Raw genomic sequence first — 24,360 nt, 5'->3', positions numbered from 1 at the left:
GCGTACCGTCGCGGCATGGCCACCTGGGACGACGTCCGGCGCATCGCGCTCGCCCTGCCGGAGACGACCGAGCGCGGGTCCTACGACGACCTGCCGGCCTGGCGGGTGCGCGACAAGATGTTCGTCTGGGAACGGCCGCTGCGCCGCGCCGACCTCGACGCGCTCGGCGACGCCGCGCCCGACGGCCCGGTCCTCGGCGTCCGGATGCCCGACCTGGGCGCCAAGGAGGCGGTGCTGGCCGACGACCCGGCGGTCCACTTCACCGTGCCACACCTGGACGGCTCGTCGGTGGTGCTGGTCCGGCTCGACCGGATCGAGGTGGCCGAGCTGACCGAGCTGATCACCGAGGCGTGGTTCGCGCGTGCCCCGAAGCGACTCGCCGCCGCGCACCGGGCCGACGTCTGACGCCTTCCTCCACGGCGGCGCGTCGGCTAGCGTGCCGGGCATGCCATCGACGTTGACCGAGGCCACGGATCCGTGGTGCCTGCGGCCCGGTGAGGCCGCCGACCTGCTGGGCGGGCATCCGTGGCACCGGTTCGTGGTGCTGGGCGACAGCGTCGCCGAGGGGCTGTGCGAGCCGACGCCCGGCTATCCCGACGTCCAGTGGGCCGATCGGATCGCGGCCGAGCTGCGGGTGGTGCGACCCGAGCTGGCCTACCTGAACCTGGGCCGGCGCGGGCTGCGCGCGCACGAGGTCCGGGCCACCCAACTGGACGACGCGCTGGCCTTCGCGCCGGACCTGGCCCTGGTGGTATGCGGCGGCAACGACGCATTCCGCACCGGCTTCGACCCGGACGCGGTCGACGCCGAGCTGACCGCGATGGTCACCGCGCTACGCGACGCCGGCGCGGACGTGATCACGGTGGGCATGTTCGACGTGTCGTACAGCCCGGCGGTGCCGGACACGTTGCGAGCCGGCCTCGGCGAGCGGATGCGCCGCCTCTCCCGGCACACCCGCGCGGTGGCCGAGCACCTCGGCACGCTGCACGTGCACCTGACCGAGCACCCGCTGGTCGCCGACCCGTCCCTCTACAGCGGCGACGGCCGGCACGGCAGCGCCCGCAGCGACGCGGTAGCCACCGCCGAGACGCTGCGCGTCCTGGCCGCCCGCGCCATGCCCGACCCGCCCCTTGAGCGGCCCCGCCGTCCGGATCTACCCGTGCCGCCCTGATCGGTCCCGCCATCAGACCGGCCCCGCCATCAGACCGGCCCCGCACGCCAGACCGGTCCCTCCGTCCGGACCGGTCTCGTTGGCCGGGCGGGACGTGAGCGGCCAGTGTCACCAGGCACCGGCTCCGCGAGTGCCTTTGGAGCTGATATCAGAAACGACTCACCGCCGGTGGCTGCGGCAGGTCGACGGCGAACACCGCGCGGACCAGCACGGATCACGCCGGAGCGTGCGGTCCGCCGCCCGCGTCGGACCGCACGGGAACACGATGAGTCGTTTCTGATGTCAGCTCCAAAGGCGACCGAAACCACTGTTCCGGAACGAGGCATGACGACTATCGGTGTTGTCGGGTGCCACCGGTGCGGCCGGTGGTCCGGGACGCTCGGGCGCCACCGGTCGTTCAGGGCCACGGCTGGTTCAGTCCAGCGCCGTCCAAGTCCACCGCCGTCCAAGTCCACCGCCGCTCGGCCGGCAGGCGGTCAGGGCTGTCTCTGGTGGGGACCGTCCGAGGTCAACAGGCCGGTAAGCAGGGCGCGCAGGGTGCGGGCGAACAGGTCGTCCCCGGGCGGCGGGGCGGGCGCGGGGGCGGTGAACGACGCGGCCAGGTGCGGGTAGGCGGTCAGGTCGACGTGGTCGAACGTCACCGTGCCGGTGGCCGTGGCGGCGCGGGCGAAGAGCGTGACCACGCCGGTGACCATGGCGATCGCCTCGAACTTCGCGGCGGTCCCGGCCGGAACCGGGCCCAGGATGCGCAGGCAGGCGTCGAAGTGGGCGAGCGTGTTCGGGCCGGGGACGCTGCGCCGGGCGAGCGCGTCGGCCAGCCACGGGTGCCGTTCGTGCAACGCGAGCTGGCGGCGGGCGAGCAGGAGGAACTGCTCCAGCCAGCTCCCCTCGTCGGCCGGGTGAGGGCGCAGTTCGCCCACACACCTGTCGACCATCAGGTCCAGCAGGTCGTCGCGGGACGACAGGTGCCGGTAGAGCGAGCCGGCGGCCGTGCCGAGCGCGCCGGCGACCGCCCGCATGGATACGGCGTCCAGCCCGCCGGCGTCGGCCAGCGCGACGCCGGCCGCGGCGATCTCGTCCCGGCCGTGCGTCGGGGTCGGGCCGCGGGTGCCGCGTACCGGCCGGCTCCAGATCGAATTCGAGGGTGCGCCGCTCACCCCTCCCACTGTAAACTGCAAACGGCGTTCGCAGTTTCGAGGGGGTCGGAGGGAACGGTCATGCAACGGATCACGGCGCCGGACGGCGCGGGCATCGTCCTGCACACCACGGGCACCGGGCCCGGGCTGGTGGTGGTGCACGGCGGCGGGGTGACCATCCGGGAATACCGCCGGCTGGTCGCCCGGCTCGCCGACCGGTTCACGGTGCACCTCTACAACCGGCGGGGCCGGGCGGACGCGGCGGCCCGGCGCGATCCGTACACGGTGGAGCAGGAGATCGACGACCTCGGCGCGGTGCTCACGCACACCGGCGCCCGCTCGGCGGTCGGGCACAGCTACGGCGCGTTCGTGGTGCTGCGCGCCGCGCTGCGGTTGCCGCTGGAGCGGATCGCGGTCTACGACACCCCGCTGCGGCTCGCCGGGCGCGGCATGCCCACCGCGTTCCTCGACCCGGCCGAGGCGGCGGTGCGGGCCGGCGACCCGGCGCGGGCCCTGGCGATCGTGGCCGCCGCCGTCGACCCGCAGAACCCCGCGTCGCGGCTGCCGCTGGCGGTGCGCACGGCGATCACGCGGCTCTTCCTGCGCACCGAGGTCGGGCGGACGATGGGCGAACTGGTGGGCATGACGCTCGCCGAGTCGCGGCAGATCGAGGCGTACGAGGGGCCGGCCGAGCAGTACGCCGGCATCACCGCCCGGACGCTGCTGATCAGCGGCGCCAAGGCCGCCCCGTTCTTCACCGAGACCAACGACATGCTGGCCGCCGTGCTCCCCCACGCCCACACCCTGCGCGTTCCCGGCAGCCCGCACAACGGCATCGCCGTCGCACCCCCCACACTGACCACGCCCCTCGCCGCCTTCTTCACCACCCCCGGCGATCATGAAGTTGGCGGCGACAAATCAGACGCCGAGCACCGCTAACTTCATGATCACCGAGCCGAGGCGGCCGGCGCGTCGGTGAGCAGCACGCCGGTCATGAGGACGCCCCGGGCCAGGTTGAGCACCCCCTCGCAGCCGGGATAGCCGACACGCGCCAGCGCGCCGGAGCCGGTACGACCGAACAGGTACGGGGCGAGGCTGTACGGGACGTCGGCGGTCACCGTCTCACCGGTCTCGATCTGCACGAAGTCCATCGCCACCCGATCCGCCTCGTGATAGCGCTGCAGGATGTGACCGCCCTCGTCGATCGCGGCGCGGACCCCGTCCTCCCAGGCCACCGCGCTGCACTCCGGCCCGATCAGCACCCCGTGCCCGGCCGAGCCGCCGGCCGGCTTCGCCACCAGGTCGGCCTGCTCGGCCAGCGCCCGGTCGAGCTGGTCGGCGGTGAGCGCGACGGTGTGCGGCACGTACCGGCGGATCAGCGCCCGGTCGGGCTGCGGCAGCAGGTCCAGGTCCGCCCAGAGCCAGGCGTAGTTCAGCTTGTTGCTGAGCAGCCAGGCCGCGCTGCTGACGAACATCGGCAGGGTGCCGGCCGCCAGCGCGCCGGCCACCGCGTCCAGGCCGGCGCTGGGCGTGACCCGGTTCGGCACGAAGAGCCGGAACAGCGCGTCCACCGGGGCGCCGCCGACGACCAGCCGGCTCTCGTCGTCGAGCGTGGCGGTGGCGACCGGGGCGATGACCAGGTCGATGCCGAACGGCCGGGCCTGGTCGGCGAGCGGGGAGAGGATCCGGATGAACGTCTCCGGGTCGTCCAGCCCCGGATATTCCGCCTCGAAGTCCATCAGCAGCGCCACCCGCGCGCCGTCGGGCAGGCCGAGGCTGTCCCGGATGGCGACGAACCGCTGGTCCAGCAGGGACGGCGCGGGCCGGACGCCGTCGAGCAGGCCGTGCGCGCGGTACAGGTCGGCGTACCGCTGGATCACCGTGTCCGCGTCGAAGCCGCCGCCGAGGCTGCTGTCGATGTTGTACTCCACGATGCACGGCACGCCGCCGGAGAACAGCACGTCCGGCCGGTACGCGGCCAGCAGCCCCTCGTGCAGCTCCTCGTCCGGGTCCAGCAGCCGGGTCTCCCCCTCCGGCACGTCGAGCAGCCGGCGCAGCTCACCCGCGGTGCGGGCACGTCGCCGGCAGGCCTCCAGGATGAGCTGGACGATGCGGTCAGAGACCTCGTTCAGCTCGCGGAAGGCGTCCGCGGTGAGCACCGGCGGGCGGGCCAGCCGCCACTGCTTGTTGTAGGTGGCCCGGCCGTGGAAGATCTCCTTCCAGGCGCCGGCGCCGGCCGTCACCATCGCCGCGCGGGTCGGCTCGGGCAGGTCGGTCCACGCCTGGCCCAGCGGCGGCCACGGGTAGTTCGGGTCCATCGTTCATCCGTCCTTGAGGGTCAGTTGGATGGCGGCGGTGAGCTGGTCCCGGCCGGGTTGCACGGCCCGGTCCAGGGCCGGCGCGAAGGGCAGCACGGCGCCGTCGGGCCGGGTGACCCGCCGGGGCGGGGCGACCAGCCGGACCCGCTCCACGACGGTCGCGATGATCTCGCCGGCGATGCCGCAGGAACGGTTGCCGTCGTCGACCACCACGAGGCGCCCGGTGCGGCTCACCGAGTCGACCAGCCCGTCGAAGTCGAACGGGTAGAGCGTGCGGGGGTCGAACACCTCGACCGACGCCTGGCCGGACAGCTCCTCGGCGACCGCGAGCGCGTCGTGCACCAGGTGCCCGACCGCGACCACGGTGACGTCGTCGCCCGACCGGCGGACCACGCCCCGGCCCAGCGGCACCGGCGCCGGGTCGGTCACGTCCTCGCGCAGGTCCAGCGCTCCGGCCGGGGCGAAGACCACCACCGGGTCGTCGCAGCGGATCGCGGAGACCAGCAGCCCGTACGCGTCGGCCGGGGTGGCCGGCACCACGGTGGTCACCCCGACGTGGGCGAAGAGCGCGTACGGGTGGTCGGAGTGCTGCCCGGCCCAGCCGGTGCGGGAGCCGGAGCCGGGCACCACATAGGTGACCGGCACCGCGCACTGACCGCCGGTCATCAGCGGGAACTTGTGCGCGTGGTTGACGATCTGCTCGAAGACCAGGAACAGCAGCGACGGGATCTGGAACTCCACCACCGGGCGGGCCCCGGCCAGCGCCGCCCCGGTGGCGAAGCTGGTGAACGCCTGCTCGGACAGCGGGGTGTCGCGGACCCGCTCCGGGCCGAACTTCTTCAGCAGGCCGGTGGTGACGTTCGCGGCGGCCACCCGGATGTCCTCACCGAGCACCACCACCGACTCGTCGCGGGTCATCTCGTCGGCGAGCGCCCGGGTGAGCGCCCTGCGGTAGGAGAGCCGGGGCATCAGCCACCTCCGTTCCGGGCGGTCAGCCCGCTGGCGTACAGGTGGTCCAGGGCGGTCGCCGGGTCGGGGTGCGGGCCGGCCAGCGCGAAGTCGACGGCGGCGTCGAGGACCGCCTCCACGGCCGCGTCGACCTCGGCCCGCACCGCCGGGGCCAGCCGGGCGCCCTGGATGACGACCGGGTCGCGGGAGCGGCCCTCGGCCACCTCCTCCGGCGGCCGGTAGTCGAGGCGTACCCGGTGTTCGAAGGTGTGGTGGGCGTCGAAGCGGTAGGTGTGCGCCTCGATCAGCTCGGGGCCGCCGCCGGCGCGCATCCGCGCGACGGCGGCGGCGGTCGCCGCGCGTACCGACTCCGGGTCCTGGCCGTCGACGGCGGTCGCCGGCATGCCGAACGCCTCGGCCCGCCCGGCGATCGTGCCGGCGACCGCGCCGGCGACCGGCATGGTGGTGGCGTAGCCGTTGTTCTCGCAGACGAACAGCACCGGCACCCGCCAGAGCGCGGCCAGGTTGAACGCCTCCAGCAGCATCCCCTCGTTGACCGCGCCGTCGCCGAAGAACGTCGCGCCGACCACGTCGGCGCCGCGCCGCCGGCGCTCCCACACCGCTCCGGTGAGGATCGCGCCGGCGGCCCCGACGATGGCGTTGGCGCCGAGTACGCCGACGCCGAAGTCGGCGGCGTGCATCGACCCGCCCCGGCCCTGGTTGAGCCCGGTGACCCGGCCGCACAGCTCGGCCAGCATCCGGGCCGGGTCGGCGCCCTTGGCGAGCACGTGCCCGTGCCCGCGGTGGGTGCCGGTCACCAGGTCGTCGGCGGCCAGCGCCGCGCACACCCCGGCGGCGATCCCCTCCTGGCCCAGGTAGGGGTGGATGCCACCGACGATCTCCCCGGCGTCGACCAGCTCGATCGCGCGCTCCTCGAAGCGGCGGATCAGGCGGACCGTCCGGTAGAGCCGGACCGGGTCGGATCCGGTCACGCCGGACGGCCCTCCTTGATCGCGGCGAGGATGTCGTCCCAGAGCCGGGCCCGGGCGGCCAGCGCGTCGTTCACCGTGTCCGCGCACTCCTGCCACTTGGTGTCGTCGTCGCCGCACAGATCGGCGAGCATCTGCATGGCCATCGGGGTGTGCTGCTCGCCGTCGACCTCGATGTGCCGCTCCAGGTAGTCGACGAACGTGTTGAGCCGGTTGCTGCGCTCGTTGACCGCGACGACCTGGGTGAACATCTCCGGGATGAGGTCCTCCCGGCCGAACGCGAACGCCGCCGCCTGGCAGTGCACCGGCGTGCTCTCGATGATCCGCCAGGTGGTGCCGGCGAACGCGGCCGAGGCCGCCGGCACGCCGGCCGCGCCGAGCGCCTCGGTGACCGGCCGGCCGGCGCGCAGCAGGTCGACCAGCTTCGCCACGGCGGTGGTGTCGGCGCCGGCCTCGGTCATGCCGTTGACGTACAGCTCGAAGTGGCTGATGTAGCCCTCGCCCAGCTCGTCACTCTCCTCCACCATCACGATGTCGTTGATCAGCCGCCGGCTGCCGGTCGGCCCGGTCGGGATCCACGGCACCGTGACGCAGGTGAGCTGACGCTGCAGCGACTTCAACAGGGACATGAAGTCCCAGACCGCGAAGACGTGGTGCTCCATGAAGGTGACCAGCGCCTCGTGGGTGTCCAGGTTGGCGTAGAGCGGGTGCTTGACCACCACGTCGCGCCGCTCGGTCACGGCCCGTTCCAACCGCTCGATGCCCGGGTGCGTCTTCCCCCAGTCGTACCGTGACATTGTCAGCCTCCCTGCTGGGCGCGGTCGCGCCAGATGACCGGGCAGTAATCGGGGTCCGCGTAGTCCGGCCGACCGTCGTGGGTGCGGCGGACCAGCACGTCGTGGTTGTACGCGGCGAGCGAGCCGTCGGAGAGCGGATACTCCCGCCAGGCGTTGTCGCCGTCCTGCAGGTGCAGCGAGATCGCCCGCCGGGGGCGGCCGCTGACGTTGGCGCCGCTGCCGTGGTAGGTGCGGCAGTGGTGGAAGCTCATGTGCCCCTTCGGGATCACCATGGGCACCTTGCGGATCTCGGCGTGGTTGTACGCCGCGTTCTCGGCCAGCATCACCTCGAGCTGGCCGCGGTCGCGGTCGGCGAAGTGCCGCACCACGGTGTCGTCGGCGCCGATCTCCCGCCACCGGTGCGAGCCGTCGACCATGGTGATGGTGCCCATCTCCTCGCCGCAGTCGTGGAACGGGACGAACGCGGTGAGCATGTTCTCCGACGACGACGACGCCCAGTAGTGCTTGTCGAAGTGCCAGGGCACGATGTTCGACGGCTCACCGGCGACCGGCGGCTTCCAGATCAGCGTGGACTGGAAGATCCGGATCTCGACGGCCCGGGCCAGCCGGGCGGCGACCGCCCCGATCAGCGGCTTGCGCAGGATCCGGGCGATGCCGTCGTGCTCGTGGTGGACGTAGTCGTTGTGCCGCTGCACGTCGCCGCGCGACGGCTCCCAGTAGGCCAGCTTCGGCGGGCGTACCGGCAGCAGCCGGTCGCGCTCCCCGGCGTAGTAGCGGTCGGTGGCCGCGACCAGCTCGTCCACCTCGTCGTCGGTGAGCAGCTTCTTCGACAGGTACCAGCCGTGTTCGGCGTAGTGCCGGACGTCGTCGTCGGAGGGCAGCAGCGCCTCCTCCTCGACGGTCAGTCCGGGATCGATGGTCGTCATACCCCTGCTCCTGCCCCTCCGGCCGCGACGGTGGGGGTCGCCCCCGCCGCGGCCAGCTCACGTTCCTTCGCCTCGTAGAGCGCCTTGATGTTGCCGCTGCCGAAGGTGCGCGCCCCACGCCGCTCGATCACCTCGAGGAAGAGCGTGCGGCGCACGTGCATCGACTCGGTGAAGATCTGCAGGAGCTGCCCGTCGTGGTCGGAGTCGACCAGGATGCTCAGCTCGCGCAGCCGGTCCACCGGCGCGTCGAGCCGCCCGACCCGCTGTTCCAGGTCGTCGTAGTACGCGCCGGGCGTGCGGGCGAACCGCACGCCCCGGCCGGCGAGCGCGCCGACGGTGGCGACGATGTCGTCGGTGCGCAGCCCGAGGTGCTGCACCCCGGCGCCGGCGTGCCAGCGCAGGAAGTCCTCGATCTGCCCGGGCCGGGCGCCGGTGTCCGGCTCCAGCAGCACCAGGGTCACCTGCCCGGACGGGCTCTGCACCACCTTGGAGTTCATCGCCTGGCCGGCGACCTCGATGTGCTCGTCGAAGATCTCGGCGAAGCCGAACACCTTCTCGTAGTGCGCGACCGTCTCGTCGAGCTGCCCGGGCGGCACGCACACCGCCAGGTGGTCCACCTCGGCGAGCAGCGCGTCGCCGTCGGCGGCCGGCACCGGCTCGATCGCGCCGGGCAGGAACACGCTCCGGTCGCCGCGCCGCTCGACGAGCCGGTGCAGCACGTCGCCGAAGCCGCCGACCTCGGCGATCACCACCTCGGCGTCCGCGCCGGTGTAGGTCCGCGGTGGCGTCACCCCGGTCGCGCCGCGGGCCACCAGCTCCGCGTAGGCCCCGGCGGCGTCGTCGACCGCGAGTGCCACCACCGCGATGCCGTCGCCGTGCCGGTGCACGTAGGTGGCGGCCGGGTGCTCGGCGGACAGGCCGGTGGTGAGCAGCAGCCGGATGCCGGCCTGGGCCAGCAGCAGCGACCGCTGCCCGCCCAGCCCGGTCTCCGGGCCGCCCTGGCCGTGCAGCCGGAACCCGACCGCGGTGTCGAAGTAGAAGGCCGCCTGCCGGGCGTCCCCCACATACAGCTCCAGATGGTCTATGCCGTTGACGTGCATGGGCTTCCCCCTTTTCCCCCGTGGTCGAGACCCGGGCACCTCGCCCGGGGTTGGAGTCCGGTCAGTCCCTGGCCGGGGTGGCGACCCGGCGCAGCAGCAGGCTGACGTTCTGGCCGCCGAACCCGAACGAGTTCGTCAGCGCGTGGTCGGTGCGGGTGGGCCGGGGCACGGCGCGGACGTGGTCCGCCTCGCACTCCGGGTCCGGGTCGTCCAGGTGGTAGGTGGGTGGCAGCAGGCCACGCCCGAGCGCCAGCGCGGTGGCCGCCGTCTCCAGGACCCCGGAGGCGCCGAGCAGGTGCCCGGTGAGCGCCTTGGTGGAGCTGACCGGCACGCCGCCGACGCCGAACACCTCGGCCAGCGCGGTGGTCTCGGCGACGTCGCCCAGCTTCGTGCCGGTGCCGTGCGCGTTGACGTAGCCGACGTCGGCCGGTGAGATCCGGCCGGCGGCCAGGGCCTTGCGCATGCACGCGGCCGCGCCGGCGCCGTCGGGGCGCGGCGCGGTCGGGTGGTACGCGTCGGTGTTCGTCCCGTAGCCGGCGACCTCGGCGTACCCGGTCACGCCCCGCGCGGCGGCGTGCCCGGCCCGCTCCAGCACCAGCAGCGCCGCGCCCTCGGCGAGCACGAAGCCGTTGCGCCGCTTGTCGAACGGCCGGCTGGCCTCGGTGGGCTCGTCCCAGCCCCGGGCCAGCGCGCGGGCGTTGCCGAAGGTGTCGGCGAACGTGCCGAACAGCGGCGCCTCGCTGGCCCCGCAGACCACCACGTCGGCCTCGTCGGCGCGGATGAGGCGTACCCCGTCGGCGACGGCCTGGGCGCCGGACGCGCAGGCCGTGCCGACCGCCGAGCTGTAGCCGCGGATGCCGTGCGCGATGGCGATACGCGCCGAGGGCATGTTCGGCAGGATGCCGGTGAGCAGGTACGGACTGACCGCGGCGCGGCCCCGGTCGGCGCGGGCGAGGACCTGGCTCTCCAGCGTGGACATGCCGCCGACCCCGCCGACGATCACCGCGATCCGCTCCGGGTCGACGTCGCGCCCGACCTCGATGCCGGCGTCGGCGAGCGCCTCGGCGGCGGTGATCAGGGCGAGCAGCACCACCCGGTCGAGGATCTTGGTCTCCGGCCCGGAGGCGACGGTGCGCGGGTCGATCGGTGGCAGCACCCCGGCCACCTCCAGGCTGTCACGCGCCGGGTGTCCCTCCGGCGGCCGGCGCAGCCCGGAGCGGCCGGTGAGCAGCGCGTCGAACGTCTCGGCCACGCCCCGCCCGACGGGGGTGAACAGGCCCATGCCGGTGATCAGGGCGGTCATGACGGCGCCTCGGTCAGGTAGCGCTCGCGCAGCGCCACCTTGCGCACCTTGCCGGTGACGGTGACCGGGATGTCGTCGGCGCGTACCGGCACCACCCGGCGCAGCGTGGCCGCCACGTCCGCACCGAGCGCGGCCCGGATGCGGTCGGTGCGGTCCGCCGCCGGGTCGGCGCCGGCGGCCAGTTCCAGCAGCACGTCCGTGGTGACCGTGCCGTCCGCCGCCTTGACGATGACGACGGTGCAGTCGGTGACGTCGGCGCAGGCGGCGAGGATCCGCTCCTCGGACAGCGCGGTGAAGAAGCGCCTGCCGTCGCCGACCTCGATCGAGTCGACCGCCCGGTCCAGGTGGTAGTAGCGGCCGTCGGCGTCGGCGTACACCAGGTCGCCGGTGAGGTACCAGCCGCGCAGCCGGTAGCGGTAGGTGGTGACCGAGTCGTTCCAGTAGCCGCGGAACAGCGACGGCGAGTCGATGCCCAGCCAGCCGACCTCGCCGGCGGGCAGCTCGTCGCCGTCGGCGTCGAGCACGGCCACGGTGGCGAACCGGTAGGGACGCCCGACGCAGCGGCCGTAGTGGTTGGTGTCGACGGTGTGCGTGACGTGGAACATCGAGTGGCCCATCTCGCTGGAGCCGAGCCCGTCGATGAAGACCGAGCCGGGCACCCGGGTCACCCCGTCGCGGGTCACCACGTCCCGGGAGCCGACCGCGACCAGCCGGCGCACGTGCGGCTCGTGCGAGCAGTCGCCGGTGTTGAACCACAGCCGCACCGAGTCGAGGTCGTAGCCGGACAGGTCGAAGCGGGCCAGTTCGGCCCAGGTCACCGAGAAGCCGAAGACGCCGTCCGGGCGCCACCGCTGGATCGCGTCGAGCACCCGCTCGCCGCCCTGCTCGGAGAGGAGGAACATCTCGGCCCGGTTGCCCAGCGCCTGGTTGACCATGAGCACGGTGGCGGTGTGCGGGGCGGGCAGCGCGTTGAGGATCCGGCGGGTGCCCTGGGCCTGCGGCATGGACAGCAGGTGCCGGGTGGCGGCGAAGAGGCTGGCGTGCGAGTGCAGCACCGCCTTCGGCACCCCGGTGGTGCCGGAGGTGTGGGTGATGACGATCGGGTCGTCCTGGTGGTGCCGGTAGGGCGCGGGCGCGGCGTCCGGGTCCCCGCCGCCGGCCGTCGCCGGTTCGCCGAGCAGCGGTGCGCCCAGGTCGTGCCCGGCCAGCGCGGCGGCGTGCTCCGCGTCGGCGAGCACCCCGGCGGCGCGCAGCCGGCGGATGTACTCGGCGGCGATCTCCGGGCGCAGCTTGCCGTTCATCAGCGCCGGGATGGCGCCGAGACGGGTCAGCGCCAGGAACGACAGCACCATGTCGGCGGCGGCGCCGGCCCAGACCGCGACCGGGTCGCGCCGGCGCACCCCGCGTTCGTGCAGCCAGGCCGCCCGGGCGGCGACCATCCGGTCCAGCTCGCCGAGCGTCAGCGGGGTCTCGGCCGGGCGGCCGTCGACCTCGGTGTCGAACGTGAGCCCCGGACCGTCCGGGTCGGCGCCGTGGGCCAGCACCCGGGCGAGCACGTTGCCCGCGCCCAGTTCGGTGTCGGCGGCCAGCGCGCCGCGCAGTCCCTTCGTCCTCATTGACGTGTCCCCTCCCCCAGCAGCACCGCGGTCGCCTCGCCCGGCGTACCGTCCGGTGCCAGTTCGATCAGGATCAGCAACGCCTGTGCGGCGTCGCCGTCGTCGCGTAACAGCTCGGCCTCGGCCTCGCCCTCGGCCCTCGGGTCGCCGGTGGGGCTCAGGCACACCACCGGCCCGTCCAGTCCCCAGCGCGCCGCGACGTGCCCGGCCACGCTGTTCGGCACCGACTGGAAGAAGAACAGCGGCCCGACCCGCCCACCGGCGGCCACCGTCTGCCGGACGTGTGCCGCGCCGGCGGTGTCCCCGCTCGCGCTGGCCAGCAGCACCGCAGTCCGGTTCCCGGCCGGCAGCGGCCCGTCCCCGTACCGCCGCGAGAGGCACCGCTCGGCGACCGCCACCACCAGCGGGGCGAACCCCGAGTGCACGAACCCCGGCACCCCCGGCGCTGCTCCCTCGTCCCCGTCCTCGGGCCAGCGCGCCTCGGCCAGCACCCCCCAGCCCGTCGATCTTGCAGTTGGTGCCCCCGTGTCGGGGCTTTCGCCCGGATTGTCGGGGCTGAAACTGCAAGATCGCGGGGGTGGGGTGGGATGGTGCGGTGGGGCGGTCACGGGGTGCTCACCAGGAGCGCGGTGTTGGCGCCGCCGAAGGCGGCGTTCAGGGTCAGGGCGTACGCGGTGGCGGCCGGGCGGGGGGCGTCGCGGACGACGTCCAGCGGGCAGTCCGGGTCGGGGGCCAGCCAGCCGGCGGTGGGCGGCAACGTGCCGTCCCGGAGCGCCAGCACGGTGACCACCAGTTCGAGCAGCCCGGACGCCTCCAACGCGTGCCCGTGCACCGACTTGGTGGAGCTGACCGGCAACCGCCCGGCCCGCTCGCCGAAGACCCGCCGCAGCGCCGCCGCCTCGGAGGCGTCGCTGAACGGGGTGCCGGTGGCGTTCGCGTTGACGTAGCCGACCGCCTCCGGGGGCAACCCGGCGCGGCGCAGTGCCGCGTCGACCGCACGTGCCAGCCCGTCTCCGCCCGGATGCGGCTGGCACGGGTGGTAGGCGTCCCCGGCCCGACCCCACCCGGCCACCGTGGCGACCGTCTCCGCGCCCCGTCGGGCGGCGGCGGCGGCCGACTCCAGCACCACCGCCGCCACCCCGTCGCCGAGCAGCAGCCCGGTGCGCCCGGCGCTGAACGGGCGTACCGCCCCGTCGGCGGCGAGCGCCCGGCCGGCGTCGAAGAGCGCGTACTGGTCGGGTTCGACCAGGTAGCCGGCGGCGACCACGACCCGCTCCAGGTCGCCGCGGCGGATCAGCGCCGCCGCGTCGGCGACCGCGGTGCTCGCCGACACGCAGGCGGTGGTGTAGACCCGGGTCCGCCCGCCCAGGCCGCACCGGGCCGCCAGGTGACCGGCGAGCGCCGGCACCGTCGGCTCCGGCACCCCCTGCGGTACGGGCAGCGAGGGCGGCCCGCCGTGGGTCGCCAGGAACAGCGCGGTGTCCTCCCGGTCGGCCGGGCCCAGCCCGGCGGCCCGCCCGACGCGGTCGATCGCGTCGGCGAGTTCGTCGGCGAGCGTGCCGGTCTCCGGCAGGGTGGCCGCCACGGTGACCCGGCGGCCGGTGGTGTCGAAACGGCGCACCGGGGTGAACGCCGGGGCGCCGGTGAGCACCCCGGCCAGCAACGCGTCCGCGCCCCTGCCGAGGGCGCTGACCGCGTGCGTGCCGGTGATCCGTACGGTGTCCCGCTCAGCCATCTGCGGGAGCGGTCAGCGAGGTGTGGAACACCGCCAGCGCGTCGTCGACGGTGCGGATGCCGGCGAGCTGGTCGTCGGTGAGGTCGAGCCGGCGGTCGTAGCGCTGCTCGACGAGGTGCACCAGCCAGGCCAGCTCCATCGAGCCGACCCGGTCCGGGACCTGGTCGGCGGGCTTCGCGGTCAGTTCGGCGAGCATGCTCACCAGGTCAGCTCGCCCCAGGTCGGGCTGACCGGACATCAGGACTGGTCGCTGTTCGCGGCGGCCCGGTCGGCGATCATGGTGGTGAACTCGCCGACCGTCATCAGCGCCAGCTTCTCCGACTCGTCGTCGGCGAACTTCAACCCGTAGCGGTCCTCGACGCGGACGGCGAGGTCGGCCAGCGCCAGTGATTCCAGGTCGACGCCGGAGGGGCCGAGGGTGGTGTCGTCGTCGATCTCCTCGACGTCGTAGTTCATGTCGGTGAGCTGCTCGATGACGAAGGTGCGGACCTCGTCGCGCATGGGTGTGACCTCATTTCCGGGTAACCACTTACCGGTGCCCGATCGGGACACCGTGTTCGGATGGACCGGTCGGGCCGCCGGCGTCGCGTGGGAGCTGACGCGGCGGCGGATCCGGCGCGCGGGTGGCGCGCCGCCCGGCCGGCCCGGGGTGGGGATCGGGGTACGCCGGGTGCCCGGTGGGCGCCCGGTGGCTGTCGGGTGCGCGCAGCGGGCCGGTCACGAGACCGCCTCCCGCAGCGCCGGGACGGAACGGACCAGCTTGCCGGTGGTGGTGCGGGGCAACTGGTCGAGCAGGTGCAGGGCGCGGGGCCGTTTGAAGCCGGCCAGCCGCTCGGCGAGCAGGCGGTCCAGGGTGTCCTCGGTCAGCGCGCCGTCGTGCTGCACGTACGCGCTGATCCCGTCGTCCCAGACCACCACCGCGGCGGTGACGCCGGGCAGGCCGGCGACGGTGGCCTCCACCTCGGTCAGGTCGACCTTCAGGCCACCGACCGACACCTGCGAGTCCAGCCGGCCCCGGATGGTCACCAGACCGGTGTCCGGGTCGACCACGCCGGCGTCGCGGGTGTGCAGCCAGCCGTCGGCCCAGCGGGTCGGGTCGGCGAGCCCGACGTACGGGTTGGCCGGGCAGCTCACCCACAGCTCGCCGTCGCGCTCCCGCACCCGGATGCCGGGGGCGGGGGCGATGGCGGGGCGGTGGCGCCCGTACAGGTCGGTGCCGATGACGCCGACCTCGGTCATCCCGTACATGTTGCCCAGCGGGACGCCGTAGCGGTCGGTGAAGGCCCGGGCGACCGCGGTGGGCACCAGCTCGCCGCCGGTGGTCATCCGCGCGAGCTGGGGCAGCGGCCCGCTCGGCACGGTGGAGGCGAGCAGGCCGATGTGGAACGGCACGCCGAGCACGGTGGCCGGGGTGTCCTGGGCGGCGACCGCGGCGAGCACCGCGTCGCCGCTGAGCCGCTCCGGCGGGCACAGCTCGACGCCGGCGTGCAGCCCGTAGAGCAGGCCGCCGACCAGGCCGAGCACGTGCACCATGCTGGGCAGCAGGATGATCCGCTCCCCGGGCCGCGCCACCCCGTCGATCTGGGTGTAACGGCGCACCTCGGCGACCAGGTCCTCGGCGGTGCGGCCGATCACCTTGGACGGCCCGGTGGAGCCGGAGCTGAGCTGGATCACCGCGTGTGGGCTGCCGGCCGGCCGGTCCGACCAGGGCCGCACGCCGGCGGTGACGTCGACGAAGACGCGTAGCGCGCCGCCGCCGGTGCGCACCGGCGCGACCACCACCTGCGGGTGCAGCCGGTGCAGCGCCCGGTCGACCTCGTGGTCGGTGAGCCGGTGGTCGAGCAGCACCGCCTGGGCGCCGGCCCGCCAGGTGGCGAGCAGGTGCGCCACGTACGCCAGTGACGGGGGCAGGCGCAGCGCGACGGCCCCACCGGGACGCAGCCCGGCGGCGGTCAGTCGCTCCTGCGCCTCGCCGACCAGCCGGCGCAGCGTGCCCCGGTCGACCGGTTCGGGCAGCCGGAGGCAGACGTCGCTCGCGGCCCCGGCGAGCAGGATGTCGTCCACCCAACCCGCCGTCGACTGTGGATTTTCCGCCCCGGTCACGACCCGCCACCGCCCAGCCTAGATGTGCGTGAGACCCGCCCTCGGGATGCGCTCTCCGATGGGCTCACGGAACCCTACGACGGGCCTATCAGCATCGCCAGATGCAAATGGCTAGATCCAAAACAGCGGCTGGGTGGATTGCTCAGGCTCGATCGGACAGGCAGGATCGGGCGCACGCCGGCTTGGTGGCCCGCCGGCCGCGTCTCCGTGCGCCGGGCGCGGCCGGCCGCTCAGCCCTCCCCGGTCGGTGGGGGCGCGGCGCCGCGCAGCACCAGCGCGCTGTTGAAGCCGTCGAACCCGCGCGCGCCGACCAGCGCGATCCGGCTGCGCGGGGCGCGGGGCTCGCGCAGGAACGGCAGCTCGCAGCCGGGCGCCGGCTCGTCCGGGCCGGCGGAGACCGGCAGCACGCCACGGGAGAACGCGAGCAGCGCGGTGGCCGCGTCCAACGCCGACGAGCCCTGGTGCGCGCGGCCGGTCAGCGGCTTCTGGGTGGTCACCGGCGGGGTCCGGTCGCCGAACACGGCGCGCAGCGCGCTCGCCTCGGCCCGGTCGTACGCCGGCACGCCGAGCGCGTCCGGCCAGATCACGTCCACGTCGTGCGGACGGACCGCGGCCCGGTCCAGGGCCAGCTTCAACGCGCGGGCGTAGTGCGTCGGGTCCGGCCCGTGCTCTCCGTCGGTGGGCGCGGCGTCGTGAGTGGCCGCCCAGCCGGTGATCTCCCCGTAGATCCGGGCGCCCCGGCCCAGCGCGTGCCCCAGCTCCTCCACCACGAACACCGCGCCACCCTCGGCCGGCACGTAGCCGCTTGCCGAGACGTCGAACGGTCGGTACGCGCGCTGCGGGTCGGCGACGTCGCTGAGCAGCCCGGAGCGGAGCTGGCAGGCCAGCGCGTACGGGCTCAGCGGGCACTCGGTGGCCCCGGCGATCACCACCGGGGTGCCCCGCCGGACCGTGCGCACCGCGTGCGCCAGGCTGTCCAGCCCGCCGGCCGCCTCGGACACGGTCACCCCGGACGGGCCCTTGAACTGGTGCCGGATCGACAGTTGGCCGACGCTCGCCGCGTAGAACCAGGCGATCGACTGGTACGCCCCGACGGTGCGGGTCGGCCCGCCCCAGAGCCGTTGCAGCTCCCGCTGCCCGAACAGGTTCCCGCCGGATGAGCTGGCCAGCGTCACCGCCCACCGGTACGGGTCGGGCGAGACGTCCGCCAGCCCGGCGTCGGTCAGCGCCAGCCGGGTGGCGGCGAAGCCGAGGTGGCTCCACCTGTCGGTCTGCACCCGCTGCCGGGCGTCGACGAACCCGGCCGGGTCGAAGTCGGCCACCTCGCCGGCCACCCGGGTCGGGTAGGACGCCGGGTCGAACAACGTGATCGGCCCGGTGCGCCGGGTCCCGGCCGCCACCGTGGCCCAGTGCGCGTCGGAGCCGACGCCGCTGGGCGCGACCACGCCGATGCCGGTCACCACCGCCCGCGCCGTCATGATGCCGTCGCGAGCCGGCGGAACACCATCGCGGACTGGAAGCCGCCGAACCCGCTGCCCACCGAGAGCGCCACGTCCACCGGCACCTCCCGGGCCTCGTTCGGCACGTAGTCCAGGTCGCACTCCGGGTCCCGGGTGGTCCAGTTGGCGGTCGGCGGAACCACGCCGTACTCGATGGCCAGCGCGCAGGCGGCCATCTCGATCGAGCCGATCGCGCCCAGCGAGTGTCCGACCATCGACTTGATCGAGCTGATCGGCACCCGGTACGCGGTCGGGCCGAGCGCGCGCTTGAACGCCGCGGTCTCGTGCCTGTCGTTCTGCCGGGTGCCGGAGCCGTGCGCGCTGACGTACGACACGGCGGACGGGGCGAGCCGGGCCTGGCGCAGCGCGTCGGAGATGGCCACCGCCATCTCCGCGCCGTCGGGCCGCAGGCCGGTCATGTGGAAGCCGTTGCTGCGGCTGGCGTAGCCGGCGACCTCGCAGTAGACGTGCGCGCCCCGGCGGCGGGCGTGCTCGGCCTCCTCCAGCACCAGCACCGCCGCGCCCTCGGCGAGCACGAAGCCGTGCCGGTCGGCGTCGAACGGCCGGGAGGCGTGCTCCGGGTCGTCGTTGTCCGGGCTGGTGGCCCCGATCGCGTCGAACGAGGCGACGGTGACCGGGGAGATCGGCGAGTCGGCGGCCCCGGCCAGCACCACGTCGGCCTCGCCGTCGGCGACGAGCTGGTGGGCGTACCCGATGGCGTCGATGCCGGAGGTGCAGCCGGTGGAGACGACCTGCGCGGGGCCGTGCAGGCCGTGCCGGCAGGCCACGTCCGCGGCCAGGCTGCTCGGGACCAGCGCCTGGTAGAGGTACGGGCCGCCGAGGGCGTGGTCGACCAGCCAGTGCCGGCCGGAGTCGCTGACCCGGACGTACTCCTGCTCCAGCGCCATGGTGCCGCCGACGGCGGTGCCGAGCACCACGCCGGCCCGCTCCCGCTCGGCGTCGGTGAGCGCCAGCCCGCTGTCGGCGAGCGCCTCGGCGGAGCAGGCGAGCGCGAACTGCACGTACCGGTCGGCGCGCTGCCGTTCGGCCAGGGTGATCCCGGCGGCGTCCGGGTCGAAGTCGCACTCGGCGGCGATCTGCGAGCGGAACGGCGACGGGTCGAAGAAGCTGATCCGCCGGGTGGCGGTCCGCCCCTCGGTGATCGTCTTCCAGAACCGGTCCCGGGTGGCGCCGCCGGGCGCCACCACCCCGACGCCGGTGACCACGGTGCGCCGGCCGGTCACGACGGCTCCCGTGGCGGTGGGGCGGCGCTCTCGGTGTCGACGTGCCCGAGTTCCGGGCGGGGCGCGAGCGGGCCCAGGTGGAAGACCACCTCGGCCGGCTCGTCGCCGGTGTTGCGCAGCCGGTGCCGGACGTCCTTCGGCACGTACAGCGCCTCGCCGGCGGCCACCGGCACCGGCTCGTCGTCCAGGTCGACGGTGAGGGCGCCGCGCGCGACGTAGAGGAACTCCTCGCTGTACGGGTGGTAGTGCTCGGCGATCCGCTCCCCCGGCGCGAGCGTGGCGACGCCCATGAACCCGGAGGTGCTGCCGACGGTTTTCGGGCCGAGCAGCACCCGCAGCTCCCCGCCGCGCCGCCGGTCGGCGGGCACGTCGTGGACGGAGACCCGGGCCGTGGTGGTGTCCGTCATCGGGTGCCTCCCGCCGCGTACGCCCGCTCGATCTTGTCCTTGATCACGGCGAGCTGGACCGCGCTGTTGGTGTTGATCCGGTCGGTCATGCCGGCGTTGTCCAGCGGCGCGCCGGGTTTCATGGCGAAGTCCTGGGTCCAGATCATCCGGGTGCCGCCGGGGATCTCCTCGTAGCGCCAGTGGATGCGCATGTACTCGAACGGTCCGGTCTCCACCCGCCGGGCGTGCACCTGCCGGGTGGCCGGGTCGGCGGTGCGCTCGCTGACCCAGCTCCACGCCACGCCGTTGTCGTCCGGGTGCATGGTCAGCCGGAAGCGGACCGTGTCGCCGTCGCGGTGCAGGATCTCGGCCACCGCGTACTCGGTGAACAGCTCGGTCCACCGGGCCACGTCGTTGGTGACGTCCCAGACCAGCGGCAGCGGGGCGGCGATGTCCACGCCGTTCTCGGTGTGCCCGGGCGGGTCCGCGCGGCGGGCGACCAGGTCCGCGACGCCGGCGATGCTCAGCGCGCCGGCCTGCTCGGGGATCTTCACCCGGTACCGGTCGGCCACCACCGCGGCGAGTTCGAGCAGCGCCAGCGAGTCCATGCCCAGTTCCTCCAGGCTGGCCGCCGGCGCGGCGGCGGCCGTGTCCGGGTCCAGGCCGCAGTGCGTCACCAGGATCTCGGTGATATCGCTGGTCAGCGGGCGGTCGGGGGCGAGGGTCATGGGTTCCTCCAGGTGGTCGGGCCGGCGGCGGGCACGGCGGGAGCGGGGGTACGGCCGGCCGGGTCGGCCGCGCCGCGCGGGTCGGGTACGTGGTGCGGGGCGCCGTCGGGGCGGGGGCGGGGTCCCCGGCTTCGGGATGCGGGGCGAGCAGGCGTTCGACGAGCGCGGTGGTGTGCCGGGCGGCCCGGAACGCCGGGTCGCGCAGCACCCGCCGGGCGAACGGGATGGTGGTGCGGACCCCGGGGCCGGCCACGTCGAACTCGGCCAGCGCCCGGTCGAGCCGGTCCAGCGCGGCGTCGCGGTCCGGCGCCCAGACCGCCACCTTGGCCAGCAGCGAGTCGTAGTGCGGGCTGACCAGGTAGCCGACGTGGCCGTGCGTGTCGACCCGGGTGAACGGGCCGCCGGGCGGCCGGAACCGCTCCAGCCGCCCGGGTGCGGGCGCGAAGTCGCGGTCCGGGTCCTCCACGTTGACCCGGCACTCGATCGCCACCCCGTGCAGCCGCACGTCGGACTGGCGCAGCCGCAGCGGGGCGCCGGCGGCCACGTGGAGCTGCTCGTGCACCAGGTCGATGCCGGTGACCATCTCGGTGACCGGGTGCTCCACCTGGATCCGGCAGTTGATCTCCAGGAAGTGGGCCCGTTCCGCGTCGTCCACCAGGAACTCGACGGTGCCGACGCCGGTGAAGCCGACCGACAGCGCGCCGCGCAGCGCGACCTCGGCGAGCGTGTCCAGGGTGGCCGGTCGCAGCGCCGGCGCCGGGGCCTCCTCGACCAGCTTCTGGTGGCGGCGCTGCACCGAGCAGTCCCGGGTGCCCAGGTGCACGCCGTTGCCCTGGCCGTCGCAGAGCACCTGCACCTCCACGTGGCGGGCGTCGGCGAGGTAGCGCTCGACGTACACCCGGTCGTCGCCGAAGGCGACCTGCGCGGCGGCGCGGGTGCGGGCGTACGCGCGGGGCAGCTCGGCGGCGGAGCGCACCACGGTCATCCCGCGCCCGCCCCCGCCGGCCGCGGCCTTGACGATCACCGGGTAGCCGACCTCGGCGGCCACCTCCTGCGCCTCGGCCACCGTCGGCGACGTCCGCACGCTGCCCGGCGGCAGCGGCAGGCCGGCCCGGCTCATCAGCGCGCGGGCGCTGGACTTGTCCGCCAGCGCGGCCATCACCTGCGGCGGCGGGCCGACGAACACCAGCCCGTTCTCCGCGCAGATCTCGGCGAAGTCGGCGTCCTCGGAGAGGAAGCCGTATCCGGGGTGGACCGCCTGCGCACCGGTCTGCCGGGCCGCCTCGACGATCGCCGCGGCGTTGAGGTAGCTGCGCCGGCTGGCCGCCGGGCCGATCCGGACCGCCTCGTCGGCCAGCCGCACCGGCAGCGAGTCGGCGTCGGCGCTGGAGTGCACCACCACCGTCCGCACGCCGAGTTCCCGGCAGGCGCGCAGCACCCGCAGCGCGATCTCGCCCCGGTTGGCGATCAGCACCTTGTCGAACATCAGGCGTCCCGTCCGGTGACCGGGTCCAGGGCGATCAGCGGCTGGTCGTACTCGACCGGCTTGCCGTCGTCGACCAGCACCTCGACCACCCGGCCGGCCTGGCCGGCGGTCACCTCGTTCATCAGCTTCATCGCCTCCACGATGCCGATCACCTGGCCCGGCCGGACCAGGTCGCCGACCGCGACGAACGGCGCGGCGCCGGGCTCCGGGGACCGGTAGAACGTGCCCACCACCGGCGAGCGCACGGCCGGCCGGTCGGACGCGGCGGCCGTCTCCGGGCCGGCCGGCGCGGCCGGCGCACCGGCCGACGGGGTCGCGTCGCGCGGCGCCGGCACCGGGTCGTGCCACTCCACCTCCAGCGCGGCGTCGCCGCTGCGCAGCCGCACCCGGCGGACCGGGCCGGCGAGGTCGTCGACCAGCCGGCGGGCCTGCCGGCGCAGCCCGTCCAACACCTGTTCGGACCCGTCGTCGGCCATCACGCCACCTCCGTCCGGCCGCCGGCCGACGCGGTCCCGCCCGGCAGGGTCGCCGACGGGCCGGCGGAGCGGGCCGCGCCGAAGCGGCGGAAGCGCTGGCGGCGGCGGCGCACCAGGGTGGCCGGGGGCACCGTGAGCAGCGGGGCGAGGTTCGCCGCGACCGCCCGGCCCAACAGTTCCGCGGCGCCCGCCGGGTCGCCGTGCGCGGCCGGGCCCGGCTCCGGCACCAGCTCGTCGACCACACCGAGGCGGCACAGGTCGGCGCCGGTCAGCCGCAGCGCCCGGGCGGCCTGCGGCGCGGCCGAGCTGTCCGGCCACAGGATCGCCGCGCAGCCCTCCGGGCTGATCACCGAGTAGACGGCGTGCTCCAGCATCAGCACCCGGTCGGCGACCGCCAGGGCCAGCGCGCCGCCGCTGCCGCCCTCGCCGGTGACCACCGCGACCACCGGCGTGGGCAGCACGCTCAGCGCGAGGATGTTCTCCGCGATCGCCGCCGCCTGGCCCTGCTGCTCGGCGGCCACCCCGGGGTCGGCCCCCGGTGTGTCCACGAGCGTCACCACCGGCAGCCGGAGCCGGGCCGCGAGCCGCATCAGCCGCAGCGCCTTGCGGTGCCCGGCCGGGGAGGCCATGCCGAAGTTGCGGGCCACCAGTTCGGCGGTGGTGTGCCCCTTCTGGTGGCCGATCACCATCACCGGGCGCCCGTCGAGGCGGGCCACGCCGCCGACGATCGCCGGGCAGTCCGCGCCGAGGCGGTCGCCGTGCAGCTCGACGAAGCCGTCGAACGCGGTCTCCAGATAGTCCAGGGTGGTGGGTCGGCCGGGGTGCCGCGCGGTGCGTACCGTCTCCCAGGGGTCGCGGGCCGGACCCGCGGCGACGAGCGGCGCGGCGGACGGGCGCGGCGCCGGACGGGCCGCCGGCGGACGGCGGCCGGCCTCGGCGGCGGCGAGCAGCGCGGCCAGCCGGCCCCGCAGCGCGTGCCGGGGCACCACCAGGTCGACCTGCCCGTGCCGGAGCAGGTACTCCGCGGTCTGGAAGCCGTCCGGCAGCGCCGCGCCGGTGACCTGGCGGATCACCCGGGGGCCGGCGAAGCCCAGCCGGGCGCCGCTCTCGGCGAGCACCACGTCGGTGTTGGTGGCGAACGACGCGGCCACCCCGCCGTACGTGGGGTCGGTGACCACGCTGACCGTGAGCAGGCCCGCCTCGCGCAGCCCGGCGAGGGCCTGGCTGACGGTGGCCATCTGCATCAGCGACAGCGCGCCCTCCTGCATCCGCGCCCCGCCCGACGCGGTGACCAGCACCAGCGGGGTGCCGTCGGCCAACGCCCGTTCGGCGGTCCGGGTGATCAGTTCGCCGACCGCGCAGCCGAGGCTGCCGCCGAGGAAGCGGAAGTCCATCACCGCCAGCGCGACCGGGTGTCCGCCCAGCCGGGCGGTGCCGCAGAGGACCGCCTCGTCCAGGCCGGTGCCGGCGCGGGCCGCGCCGAGCCGGTGCGGGTACGGCACCGCGTCGACGAAGTCGATCGGGTCGACCCGGACCGCCCGGTCCGGCAGCGGGGTGAACGAGTCCGGGTCGACCAGTTGCGCCACCCGCTCCGGCGCGTCCAGCCGCGCGTGCGAGCCGCACTCCGGGCAGACGTCCAGGTTGCGGCGCAGCCGCTTGCGGTAGAGCAGCGAGGCGCAGCCGTCGCACCGTGACCAGAGCTGCTCGTCACGGGGCGCGGTGGTGGTCACGGCCGCCGCCCGGCGGCGTCGTACGGGTGGGCCGGGTGACCCGGGGCGTCGTACCGGTAGAAGCAGTGCGCCATGGCGTCGCGGGGCGAGCGCCAGGTGGACAGGTACGGCGACACGTACGGCCGCAGCCGCTCGCTGATCCGCACGAACTCGGGATGCCCCCGGGCGTCCTCGACCGCGCCCTCGGTCGGCGCTTCGGTCTCCAGCAGGTGCACGTAGAGGTCGTGCAGCCGGTAGAGGGCGCGGTGTCGCACGCCGACCAGGCCGGGCAGCTCGGTCGCGTCGGACTCGGCGAAGATCTCGGCGATCCGGTCCTCGGCGGTGGGCACCACCTTGGCGACGATGAGCGAACGGTCCATCCGCGGCCTCCCCTGAGTACGTCCCGGTGCGCGGCGGAGCGGTCACGCCGCGCGGATGGCTCACCGTGCCGCCGGTGCCGTCAACCGGGCGTCAACCGGCCACCATCGGGCCACGAGGATGGTGACGCTGCGTTGACGCAAACTGTGCGTGGGCTATGCGAAGATCCACTTCCGGTTATCGGTTGGCGACACTTTTTCGCAGATCACAGCCAACTTACGAGTCCGTTACGGACAGTCAACGACATCTCCGGACGTTGACTGAGAGTAACAGACGTTGATATTCTCCGTACCGATCGCCCGGCCACGGCAC

Annotated in this window: 24 protein-coding genes and 1 pseudogene; 3 read left to right on the top strand and 22 right to left on the bottom strand. The window is 74.8% G+C overall.

Going from position 1 to position 24,360, the window contains the following annotated elements:
* Positions 1-15 precede the first annotated feature (15 nt).
* Together H1D33_RS07960 and H1D33_RS07955 are read left to right on the top strand one after the other, a co-directional pair.
* A complete protein-coding gene (locus tag H1D33_RS07960; protein ID WP_181568683.1) occupies positions 16-405 on the top strand; it encodes an MmcQ/YjbR family DNA-binding protein in 390 nt (129 codons plus the stop codon).
* 40 nt (positions 406-445) lie between these two features.
* Positions 446-1,171, top strand: coding sequence for an SGNH/GDSL hydrolase family protein (locus tag H1D33_RS07955; RefSeq protein ID WP_181568684.1), 726 nt, complete (start codon positions 446-448; stop codon positions 1,169-1,171).
* 476 nt (positions 1,172-1,647) lie between these two features.
* Here the strand turns inward: H1D33_RS07955 and H1D33_RS07950 are convergent, their stop codons facing one another.
* Positions 1,648-2,328, bottom strand: coding sequence for a TetR/AcrR family transcriptional regulator (locus H1D33_RS07950; protein ID WP_246411546.1), 681 nt, complete (start codon positions 2,326-2,328; stop codon positions 1,648-1,650).
* A gap of 60 nt (positions 2,329-2,388) precedes the next feature.
* Between H1D33_RS07950 and H1D33_RS07945 the strand changes: the two genes are divergently transcribed.
* Positions 2,389-3,246 (top strand): alpha/beta fold hydrolase, encoded by an 858-nt coding sequence (locus tag H1D33_RS07945; protein WP_181568686.1) that lies wholly within the window; start codon positions 2,389-2,391, stop codon positions 3,244-3,246.
* A gap of 8 nt (positions 3,247-3,254) precedes the next feature.
* On the opposite strand, the gene H1D33_RS07940 is transcribed toward H1D33_RS07945, so the two are convergent.
* The 21 genes and pseudogenes from H1D33_RS07940 to H1D33_RS07840 all read right to left on the bottom strand — a co-directional run bounded on the left by H1D33_RS07940 (position 3,255) and on the right by H1D33_RS07840 (position 24,050).
* Positions 3,255-4,625, bottom strand: coding sequence for a hypothetical protein (locus tag H1D33_RS07940; RefSeq protein WP_181568687.1), 1,371 nt, complete (start codon positions 4,623-4,625; stop codon positions 3,255-3,257).
* Positions 4,626-4,628: 3 nt separating this feature from the next.
* Positions 4,629-5,594 (bottom strand): alpha-ketoacid dehydrogenase subunit beta, encoded by a 966-nt coding sequence (locus H1D33_RS07935; protein WP_181568688.1) that lies wholly within the window; start codon positions 5,592-5,594, stop codon positions 4,629-4,631.
* Complete coding sequence (locus H1D33_RS07930) at positions 5,594-6,565, bottom strand: thiamine pyrophosphate-dependent dehydrogenase E1 component subunit alpha (protein ID WP_181568689.1); 972 nt, start codon at positions 6,563-6,565, stop codon at positions 5,594-5,596. The genes H1D33_RS07935 and H1D33_RS07930 overlap by 1 nt, the downstream gene beginning before the upstream one ends.
* Positions 6,562-7,359: a DUF3050 domain-containing protein gene (locus H1D33_RS07925; protein WP_181568690.1), complete on the bottom strand. Its 798-nt coding sequence runs from the start codon at positions 7,357-7,359 to the stop codon at positions 6,562-6,564. Before H1D33_RS07925 ends, H1D33_RS07930 begins: the two co-directional genes overlap by 4 nt.
* A gap of 2 nt (positions 7,360-7,361) precedes the next feature.
* A complete protein-coding gene (locus tag H1D33_RS07920; protein ID WP_181568691.1) occupies positions 7,362-8,285 on the bottom strand; it encodes a phytanoyl-CoA dioxygenase family protein in 924 nt (307 codons plus the stop codon).
* Positions 8,282-9,385, bottom strand: coding sequence for a 4-hydroxyphenylpyruvate dioxygenase (gene hppD, locus H1D33_RS07915; RefSeq protein ID WP_181568692.1), 1,104 nt, complete (start codon positions 9,383-9,385; stop codon positions 8,282-8,284). Before hppD ends, H1D33_RS07920 begins: the two co-directional genes overlap by 4 nt.
* 61 nt (positions 9,386-9,446) lie before the next feature.
* A complete protein-coding gene (locus tag H1D33_RS07910; protein ID WP_181568693.1) occupies positions 9,447-10,688 on the bottom strand; it encodes a beta-ketoacyl-[acyl-carrier-protein] synthase family protein in 1,242 nt (413 codons plus the stop codon).
* A complete protein-coding gene (locus H1D33_RS07905; RefSeq protein ID WP_181568694.1) occupies positions 10,685-12,304 on the bottom strand; it encodes a class I adenylate-forming enzyme family protein in 1,620 nt (539 codons plus the stop codon). The genes H1D33_RS07910 and H1D33_RS07905 overlap by 4 nt, the downstream gene beginning before the upstream one ends.
* Positions 12,301-12,795 (bottom strand): beta-ketoacyl synthase chain length factor, encoded by a 495-nt coding sequence (locus tag H1D33_RS07900; RefSeq protein ID WP_181568695.1) that lies wholly within the window; start codon positions 12,793-12,795, stop codon positions 12,301-12,303. The genes H1D33_RS07905 and H1D33_RS07900 overlap by 4 nt, the downstream gene beginning before the upstream one ends.
* 113 nt (positions 12,796-12,908) lie before the next feature.
* Complete coding sequence (locus H1D33_RS07895; protein ID WP_181568696.1) at positions 12,909-14,039, bottom strand: beta-ketoacyl-[acyl-carrier-protein] synthase family protein; 1,131 nt, start codon at positions 14,037-14,039, stop codon at positions 12,909-12,911.
* Entirely contained in the window at positions 14,032-14,277 is a 246-nt protein-coding gene (locus H1D33_RS07890; RefSeq protein ID WP_181568697.1) for an acyl carrier protein, read from the bottom strand. Before H1D33_RS07890 ends, H1D33_RS07895 begins: the two co-directional genes overlap by 8 nt.
* Positions 14,277-14,540, bottom strand: a complete 264-nt coding sequence (locus H1D33_RS07885; protein WP_181568698.1) for an acyl carrier protein — start codon at positions 14,538-14,540, stop codon at positions 14,277-14,279. The genes H1D33_RS07890 and H1D33_RS07885 overlap by 1 nt, the downstream gene beginning before the upstream one ends.
* 216 nt (positions 14,541-14,756) lie before the next feature.
* Complete coding sequence (locus H1D33_RS07880; protein WP_246411548.1) at positions 14,757-16,103, bottom strand: class I adenylate-forming enzyme family protein; 1,347 nt, start codon at positions 16,101-16,103, stop codon at positions 14,757-14,759.
* A gap of 269 nt (positions 16,104-16,372) precedes the next feature.
* The gene (locus tag H1D33_RS07875) at positions 16,373-17,620 is read right to left on the bottom strand and encodes a beta-ketoacyl synthase N-terminal-like domain-containing protein (protein ID WP_181568700.1); all 1,248 of its coding nucleotides are present in this window, start codon (positions 17,618-17,620) and stop codon (positions 16,373-16,375) included.
* The gene (locus tag H1D33_RS07870; protein WP_181568701.1) at positions 17,617-18,885 is read right to left on the bottom strand and encodes a beta-ketoacyl-[acyl-carrier-protein] synthase family protein; all 1,269 of its coding nucleotides are present in this window, start codon (positions 18,883-18,885) and stop codon (positions 17,617-17,619) included. Before H1D33_RS07870 ends, H1D33_RS07875 begins: the two co-directional genes overlap by 4 nt.
* On the bottom strand, positions 18,882-19,292 hold the full coding sequence (locus H1D33_RS07865; RefSeq protein ID WP_181572835.1) for a cupin domain-containing protein: 411 nt from the start codon (positions 19,290-19,292) through the stop codon (positions 18,882-18,884). Before H1D33_RS07865 ends, H1D33_RS07870 begins: the two co-directional genes overlap by 4 nt.
* Positions 19,289-19,999 carry an SRPBCC family protein gene (locus H1D33_RS07860; RefSeq protein WP_181568702.1) on the bottom strand — a complete coding sequence of 237 codons (711 nt, stop codon included), beginning with the start codon at positions 19,997-19,999 and terminating at the stop codon, positions 19,289-19,291. The genes H1D33_RS07865 and H1D33_RS07860 overlap by 4 nt, the downstream gene beginning before the upstream one ends.
* A pseudogene (locus H1D33_RS07855) lies at positions 19,996-21,485 on the bottom strand (acetyl-CoA carboxylase biotin carboxylase subunit). Before H1D33_RS07855 ends, H1D33_RS07860 begins: the two are co-directional and overlap by 4 nt.
* Positions 21,485-21,961, bottom strand: a complete 477-nt coding sequence (gene accB, locus H1D33_RS07850) for an acetyl-CoA carboxylase biotin carboxyl carrier protein (protein ID WP_181568703.1) — start codon at positions 21,959-21,961, stop codon at positions 21,485-21,487. The pseudogene H1D33_RS07855 and the gene accB overlap by 1 nt, the downstream one beginning before the upstream one ends.
* Positions 21,961-23,691 (bottom strand): acetyl-CoA carboxylase carboxyltransferase subunit alpha, encoded by a 1,731-nt coding sequence (locus H1D33_RS07845; RefSeq protein WP_181568704.1) that lies wholly within the window; start codon positions 23,689-23,691, stop codon positions 21,961-21,963. Before H1D33_RS07845 ends, accB begins: the two co-directional genes overlap by 1 nt.
* A complete protein-coding gene (locus H1D33_RS07840) occupies positions 23,688-24,050 on the bottom strand; it encodes a TcmI family type II polyketide cyclase (protein ID WP_181568705.1) in 363 nt (120 codons plus the stop codon). Before H1D33_RS07840 ends, H1D33_RS07845 begins: the two co-directional genes overlap by 4 nt.
* Between the last annotated feature and the right edge of the window lie 310 nt (positions 24,051-24,360).

This window comes from Micromonospora ferruginea, from assembly GCF_013694245.2.
In the GTDB taxonomy this organism is placed as follows: Bacteria; Actinomycetota; Actinomycetes; order Mycobacteriales; family Micromonosporaceae; genus Micromonospora; species Micromonospora robiginosa.
This window is presented reverse-complemented; position numbering and strand designations above follow the sequence as displayed.